7 protein-coding genes are annotated in these 7,005 nt (G+C 69.2%); 6 read left to right on the top strand and 1 reads right to left on the bottom strand.

Annotated features, from left to right (window positions below):
* The first annotated feature begins 87 nt into the window (after positions 1–87).
* The 4 genes from ACFXA3_RS02950 (at position 88) to ACFXA3_RS02935 (ending at position 3,255) form a co-directional block, all read left to right on the top strand.
* Entirely contained in the window at positions 88–927 is an 840-nt protein-coding gene (locus tag ACFXA3_RS02950) for a LysR family transcriptional regulator (RefSeq protein ID WP_385181039.1), read from the top strand.
* Positions 928–1,073: 146 nt separating this feature from the next.
* Positions 1,074–1,223, top strand: coding sequence for a hypothetical protein (locus ACFXA3_RS02945; RefSeq protein ID WP_385181036.1), 150 nt, complete (start codon positions 1,074–1,076; stop codon positions 1,221–1,223).
* Positions 1,224–1,341: 118 nt separating this feature from the next.
* Positions 1,342–2,127: an alpha/beta fold hydrolase gene (locus ACFXA3_RS02940; RefSeq protein ID WP_385181034.1), complete on the top strand. Its 786-nt coding sequence runs from the start codon at positions 1,342–1,344 to the stop codon at positions 2,125–2,127.
* A gap of 468 nt (positions 2,128–2,595) precedes the next feature.
* Positions 2,596–3,255 carry an inositol monophosphatase family protein gene (locus tag ACFXA3_RS02935; protein WP_385181031.1) on the top strand — a complete coding sequence of 220 codons (660 nt, stop codon included), beginning with the start codon at positions 2,596–2,598 and terminating at the stop codon, positions 3,253–3,255.
* Positions 3,256–3,261: 6 nt separating this feature from the next.
* Here ACFXA3_RS02935 and ACFXA3_RS02930 read toward each other — a convergent pair whose 3' ends face one another.
* Positions 3,262–3,720, bottom strand: a complete 459-nt coding sequence (locus tag ACFXA3_RS02930; protein WP_385181028.1) for an NUDIX hydrolase — start codon at positions 3,718–3,720, stop codon at positions 3,262–3,264.
* A 797-nt stretch (positions 3,721–4,517) separates the two neighbouring features.
* On the opposite strand from ACFXA3_RS02930, the gene ACFXA3_RS02925 reads away from it, so the two are divergent.
* Together ACFXA3_RS02925 and ACFXA3_RS02920 are read left to right on the top strand one after the other, a co-directional pair.
* Entirely contained in the window at positions 4,518–4,958 is a 441-nt protein-coding gene (locus ACFXA3_RS02925; RefSeq protein WP_385181025.1) for a cupin domain-containing protein, read from the top strand.
* Positions 4,959–5,653: 695 nt separating this feature from the next.
* A complete protein-coding gene (locus tag ACFXA3_RS02920; protein WP_385181022.1) occupies positions 5,654–6,757 on the top strand; it encodes an SGNH/GDSL hydrolase family protein in 1,104 nt (367 codons plus the stop codon).
* The last annotated feature ends 248 nt before the right edge of the window (positions 6,758–7,005 follow it).

Here is a 7,005-nt window from a genome sequence, read left to right as displayed (position 1 = left end):
GGTTTGCCAAAGTGTTTAATACTCAAGCGCTTGTGCGCACGCTGTGGATGGTTGAACTATATCTGAATGCACCTGTAAGGGCGGCGGGTGCGAAATAACAGGGGCGGGGCGCCCCACCCCCACTTCGGCCGCGCCGCCGCCGACTTGCACGTGGCCCAGCCGGCGCTGAGCCGCCAGATCCAACGGCTCGAGAAGTATCTCGGCGCACGACTGCTGGACCGGGTGTCCCAGGGCACCCGGCTCACTCCGGCCGGCCAGACGTTCCTCCCCCAGGCCCAAGCCCTGCTGCACGCCGCCCGCCAAGCCGAACAGGCCGTGCGCGAACAGGCCGAGACCGAACGAATCGCCATCGGCTACGTGGAAGACCTGGTGATCACTACCGCCGTACGGGAACTGCGCCGCCGTTACCCGAACGCCGAGATCACCACCCGGTACCTGAGCTGCCGCGACATCGGGGCGCTGTCCGACAAACGCGTCGACGCCCTGATCGCGCGAGCCCCGTTGCCGCTCGCAGCCGACGACGTCCTTACCACCCCGCTGTACGAGGAGCCCCGGATGCTCGTGGTCCCGCGCGGCCACCCCTTGGCCGACCGCACGTCGGTGACCGCAGAAGAACTGGCCGGTGAGGCAGCGGCGCCCTGCGCGTTCGAGACTGAGGACTGGACTTCCTACCGGCTCCTCGGGGCCGACGTGCCGCCGATCGAGAGCTACGAGGACAAGCTCGAACTCGTTGCGAGCGGCAGGGCGATCGCCGTGCTACCGGTCGGCGATCGGCGTAGCTCACTGCGCCCCGACCTCGTCACCGTCCCGGTCGAGGGCTCTCCTCCCAGCCAGGTCGTCCTGGTCAGCCGCAAGGACGACCCGAATCCGATGATCAGGAATCTCCGGCTGGTGGCGAAGGCCATCCTGACCGCCCCGGCAGCCTGACCGGGCTCACCTTCTCCCATTGGCGGCCAGGCCGGCAAGGCGGTGCGCATCCGGCGCACGGACCTGGCCCATCTGCTGCCACGGATGCCGCCTCTGGAGCAGACCGTCGCCGACATTGCGTAGGACGCCTCGAACTGGACTTCCCGGTGCTCCGGCCCAGGGCCGATGGCCTGGTCATCGCCATGGTGGCGCTGTCGGCGGAGTGGCCCGCCTGGTCGAAGAAGCAGGCCCGTGCCGCCCGGATGGCCTGCGCGGTGTGCGAAACGGCCGACGCCCTGGCGCGTAACGAGTCCTGACCACTGAGTGGCGCGAGGGAAAGTTGAGCTCTTTCGTGAGGGGCAACCCCATTGCTTGATCATGCCCTGATCTGCACCTTTACTGGCTCATGCGTTGCCGCTCTGCGATCATCCACGCATGCTCATGCTCAATGATGACTTCGGACATCTCTGCTACGACGTGACCGGTGAAGGCTCGCCCGTCGTGCTCGTGCACGCCGGTGTCGCCGATCACCGCATGTGGGACGCAGTCGTGCCCGCTCTCGCGGAACGGCACACCGTGGTCCGCTACGACCTGCGCGGTTTCGGCGAGTCCGCGCCTCCCCGCAGTGCGTTCCGTGAGACCGATGACCTGCTCCGTCTCCTGGATCACCTCGGCCACGAACGTGTCCGGCTCGTGGGCGCGTCCTGGGGTGGCCGCGTGGCCCTGGACTTCACGCTCACCCACCCGGATCGGGTGCACTCTTTGGTGATGCTCGCCGCGCCATGGCCGCGCTATCACTGGTCCGCGGACATGATCGCGTACGACGAGGCCGAGACGGCGGCCCTGGAGGCAGATGACCTGGAGGCCGCCGTACAGATCAACCTGGACATGTGGCTGCGCGGCCCCTCTCGCGGCTGGGACGACGTGGCTGACGGACTGGCCGACCGGCTCGGTGGCGCGGTGCGGACATCGCTGGTGAACCAGGACACCGTCGGGCAGCACTCCCAGGGTCCTGCGACCGGCGACCTCGCCGCCGTCCGCGTCCCCACCCTGGTGGGCGTCGGCAAGCTCGACGTCGCCGACTTCCAGGACATCGCCCGCCGCTACGCTGCCGAGATCCCCGGCGCCACGCTGGTCGAGTTCGCTGCCGCCGCGCATCTCATCGCCCTGGACACGCCCACCGAACTCAACGCTGCAATCGGTCCGTTCCTTGCCCGTTAGGGCGCGTACCGAATTACGACGGCGGACCCGTTCGCCTCGTATCATGCCGCACGGGAGCCATCCGGCCGGAGGTGACAGATGTCGCTGCGGCGCAAAGCGTGGCAGACGCACTCGGCGTGCCGGTGCAGGCGCCCACGGTCAAGGTGGGTGTCGGTCGCGAACTCGGGCCCGGCCAGGAACCTGAGACTTTCGGTGGAGGGTGCCGGCGTACGTTCCTCCCGATGGTCAAGTGAAATGAAAGCGCGGGGATGACCCCTCCACCGGTGGCCCGGCCCCCGAGTCCATCCGCTGCTCCCCGCACACCCGGAGGTGACCCCGCGATCACGTTTGAGTCCTGCCCGGCCGTGCCCTGCTCCCCGCACACGCGTGGGCTGCCGCGGCTACCCAAACAGGGCTTGATCAGGAGGGCGGGGAATCCGAACGACGCGGGCCCACCTCGCAGCACGGAGCAACAGCGGCGCGGGAGCTGTGTCGCGCGCCGAGGTGGACGGCATACCCGCGGCCAGCTCGATCATCCGGCCCGCCACGGGACTGTGGATCGCCTGCGACGAGACCGGCGCGATCCTGTCGGGACACGGCACACCGTCGGTGTCCGCCACAGACGAACTGAGTGCCGCCCTGGTCTCGGTCAGCGTCTCCATCAGTGAGGAACGCCGCCCACTGACACTGTCGACCCTCATCCGGCTCATGCCCGAGGTACAGGACTTCCGGCGCACCGGATCCACCTCGTGCGACCTCTTCGACATCGCGACCGGGGCGCTTGACGCCTACGTCGGCATCGGCACCAAGCCGTGGGACGTGGCTGCGGGCTGGGCGGCCGTACAGGCCACCGGCGGGCGGTGCCTGGAGTTCCCCGTGGCGGACGGACAGACCGCCTACGTCCTGGGCACACCCGGTGTTGCCGAACGCGTCGCTGCCATCGTCGAGGAGCACGCCGCCGCTTTCCTGGCCACCCAGAACCGCACACGGCAACGGGAGGCCGGCTGCCCCGTGGTGACGACGAAGGCAGCGACCTCCCGTTCCACCATGGCGGCTGCCGGCGGATCCAGGGAGGCGCCCCTCACCACCGCGCCCGGCACTCGTCCGCAGCCCGCCTTCGAGCCACCCCGTAATGGGCCCGGACGGTAGCCGGACTCAGCGGAAGACGCCGTGTCGGCCGAGCCTCAGATCGGACAGGGCATCCTCGTGCTGAGCGTTCGTCAGCGGCGGTACCTGTGACAAGGGGAAATACCCAAGCTCCAGCGTTTCCGCATCCTTGCCGCCCAACTGTCCGCCGACCACCGAGCAGCGGAAGAACACGGTGATCGGCTGGACCGCATCGCCGTTGGGGTAATCGTGTCGGTACTTCGTGTACACGCCGAGCAGCGCGTCCGCGCACACCTGCAGCCCGGTCTCCTCCTCCGTCTCCCGTACCGCCGCCTCGGCGGCCGACTCACCCAGCTCGATCGCCCCGCCGGGAAATCCCCACGCACCGTCGTCCCCGCGCCGCTGCAACAGGACACCGTCGTCGGTGACCACGCACGCGCCGGCGAAGTTGAGCTGGATCAAAGAATTCCCGACCTGGGATCGAATCCAACCGATATAGTTCGACATAAAGAACGCCCCTCCTTGCCAATGAACTTGTGGAGACCGTATATGTTCCCGGGCAAGGGTGGAGAAAGGGGTGCTGAAACGATGACGCAAAAAGACGCAGGGCGGCTTCCGCAGCACGGCGGGGCGGCTTATGAGGTCGCGCGAGATGCTTTCCAGCAACCCATCGGTCACGCCGCCGGCCAAGTGTCGGCGGGGGTGGGGGAATAGGCTCAGAAGCGCGACCGGTGGACACCTTTGTCGAAGCCGACCGGACCTACTGGTTCGCCCACACCGACCGGAAAGGGGCCACCGGTGACCTCGTAGTCACCGCATAAGCCAGGTGAAGCCAGAGAACCCCACTCAGCCTGACCCGTAGGTCGATGGCGCAGTGCCCGGGAAGCGCTCGGGGCGCCACCGCCCGGCGCTGGGGAGGCGGGCCCGCCCTGGATGAGCCCCGCACCGTAGGAAGCCCGAGCCGCCGAGCAGCCACAGCCCGCCGTGCCCAACCGCGCGCTGGGCCGGGCGGACACGAGCCGGAACCCCTCCCCACCCCGTCCGGGGGAGCCGCCACCGTCGGCTCGGGCCGTGCGGGCGCGGCGGGGTGGGCTGGGGCGCTGTTGGCAGGGGGTGTCGTTCCCGGCCGAGCCGGACCGTTCCCTTATGGCTGTGCGCCGCCAGACGGTCAACGTCCCGCTGAGTGGGGAGTGCCGGCGTCACTGGGCGCGCGCTGCCTGGCCAGAATGGTCCTCCAGGACCATGACGAGCGCTAGTTCGGCCGCCAGCCCGGACAGCGCCGTTCCGACCGGAGGCTGCCACTGATGAGTTCCCGTCCCGAGACCGCCCGCACCCTCGACCTGGAACCCCACCCCGAAGGGGGCTGGTACCGCAGGATCTACACCTCGCCCGTCACCGTTGCGCATCCGGCCGGCCGGGGCCAGCGGCCGTCGGCCACCCTGATCCACTTCCTGCTGGCACCGGGGGAACGGTCCCAGTGGCACGCGGTGGCCAGCGACGAAATCTGGCTCTGGCGCGACGGCGGCCCCCTCACGCTGTACATCAGCCCGCCCGGGCCGACACCGACCACGGTCACCGAGTACCGCCTGGGATCGCACCGTTGTCCTGGCGCGGAGCTGGAGGTGTGCGTTCCCGCCGGCCACTGGCAAAGCGCCTGCCCCGCCGGCGATGAAGAGGTCCTGGTGAGCTGCGTGGTGACACCTGGGTTCGATTTCGCCGACTTCACACTCCTCACACCGACGTAGCGGGGCGAAAGACGCCGGTTGCTCGTCCTGGGGTCTGGCGGGTGCTCTAACAGTTGCGGCCAATCGCAGGCGCGGGCCCGGACTGCCGGGTGACGCTGTCGCGCTGGCAGCCCGGGCCGTAGGGCCGGTGTGCTGGGCGTGGATGCCGCGGATCTGGGCCCCGCTCCTGGGTGATGAGGTGAGCCGCCACCGGCATCGACGCGTCGCCCATCCGCTACCGCCGGGGCTCGTCCGCGGCTCGTCGCCGACCGTTCGTGGGGGCTGTCGTGCCCGCGCCCGGCCACTTGTCCGCGCGGGCTTGGCTACTTGCGTTGTAGCTGCATTTCGTCGTCGCGGATCCAGTCGTAGTGTCCGCCACCAGAGCCTGCCTGCGGGGTCTCGTAGTAGGTGTGGCGCTGCCATTTTGCCGGGGGGGGCCTCCAGGTGCCGCCCGCTTCCGGGCGGGTTCACATCACCGAGGTGTCGTCGCGTACGAACAGGGCGCAGAGCCTGCCGTTGCGGGCGGGGCGGGATCGTTTCCCCGGTGAACGGATACCCCCAGCAGGGTGAGTTGGCGGCCGCAGCCGTGTCCGGGCTGGGCCGGCCCGCGCTACAACCCTCTACGTGCGACAAGGCGGGACGGCCGCCGGGGTGCCGGCCGCGTGCGCGGCGGGCGCGGTCGCGAAAGTGACTGCTTTGGGTGATGGGAGATGTGGATGCGTCCGATGTCCATGGGCCGGCTGGTGGCTCTCGCCTCGGCGGCTCTGCTGCTGGCCGGTGCGGCGAGTGCAGGGTCGGCCACCGCGGTCCCGGCGAATGCCGATCGCGGCCGGGCCGCTGAGGCACTGAACTGGGTGGCGCTGGGAGACTCCTACAGCGCGGATGTGATGGTCCCGCCGTGGGACGCTCCCGCTGACAGCGACGGGTGTGGCCGTTCCGGGTTCAACTGGGAGGCGATGCTGGCGCGGGATCTCAACGCGGAGCACCCGGGCTGGGTGAACGTGACCGACGTGACGTGCGGCGCGGCCACGATCGCGGCAGGGGTTCTGGGGCCTCAGCCGGCCGGCATGCTCTTCGGCCCGCCTTCCAACGGCAAGGACCATGGCGGCTGGGTCACCAAGCGGCCGCAGATCGACGCGGTCAACGCCGACACCGACATCGTCACGGTCGGTATCGGCGGCAACGACTTCGGCTTCGGGGACATCCTGAACAACTGCCTGGCCATCGGAGCCGAGCAGACCCTGCCCGTCAAGTACTGCAAGACGTACTACGAGTCCGAGGCAGGGCAGCACTGGCTCAACGAGCGCTTTCAGATCCTCGAGGTCGGCCTGCAGACCCTTGTGGCGGACATCCACTCCAGGGCTCCTGGCGCGAAGGTGTTCCTGCTCGGGTACCCCGCCATCGTGCCTTCCGCGTTCGGCTGCTCGTACGGCAACTTCCACCAGCTCGGCACGGTCCGGCTGACCAACGACGCACCGTACCTCAACTCCCTGCAGCAGCAGCTGAACCAGAAGGTCGCAGACGCGGCCGACGAGAACCAGGCCGTGTACGTCGACACCTACACCTCGAGTACAGGGCACGGCGTGTGCGCCACCGGCTCCAACCGATGGATGTACGGCATCTTCTCGAACCTGGTCATGCCGCCCGGCGTGGACAAGCCCGCCGACCCGGCGCAGTACCAGTGCCCGGCCCGCGAACAGGTACCCGCGGAGCTCCCCAAGGGCGAGGCATGCACCTTCGTCCACCCCAACTACTACGGCGCCGTCAACCAGCGCAACCAAGCCGAAGCCGCGTTCCAGGCCGCCGGCCTGACCCCGTAAACGACCGGCCTGGCGCTGCGCGAACCAGCCGGCACCGCTGCGCCAGGTCCCGTCAAGGCTGGCCGTCGGGGATCCGCGCGTAGCCAGTCCGTGGTCCCGGCCAGGCCGAGTCTGTGCCGGCAGTGGCTGCCCGGCGTGCCGAAGCGGGTCGCCAGTCCTGGCCAGTGCTTGCGCCTGCTGAAAACATGCTCGACCCGATTGTGGTCGCGGTAGGCGGCGCGGTCGTAGTTCGGTGGACTGCCACCAGC

The sequence above is a fragment of the Streptomyces sp. NPDC059456 genome (assembly GCF_042750055.1).
Lineage (GTDB): Bacteria > Actinomycetota > Actinomycetes > Streptomycetales > Streptomycetaceae > Streptomyces.
The sequence above is the reverse complement of the archived record's forward strand: the minus strand, read 5'-3'. Positions and strand labels throughout refer to the sequence as shown.

Coding starts and splice junctions, on each gene's coding strand:
- ACFXA3_RS02925 (WP_385181025.1), top strand. CDS start 4,518: ATGAGTTCCCGTCCCGAGACCGCCCGCACCCTCGACCTGGAACCCCAC.
- ACFXA3_RS02930 (WP_385181028.1), bottom strand. CDS start 3,720: ATGTCGAACTATATCGGTTGGATTCGATCCCAGGTCGGGAATTCTTTG.
- ACFXA3_RS02920 (WP_385181022.1), top strand. CDS start 5,654: ATGCGTCCGATGTCCATGGGCCGGCTGGTGGCTCTCGCCTCGGCGGCT.
- ACFXA3_RS02940 (WP_385181034.1), top strand. CDS start 1,342: ATGCTCATGCTCAATGATGACTTCGGACATCTCTGCTACGACGTGACC.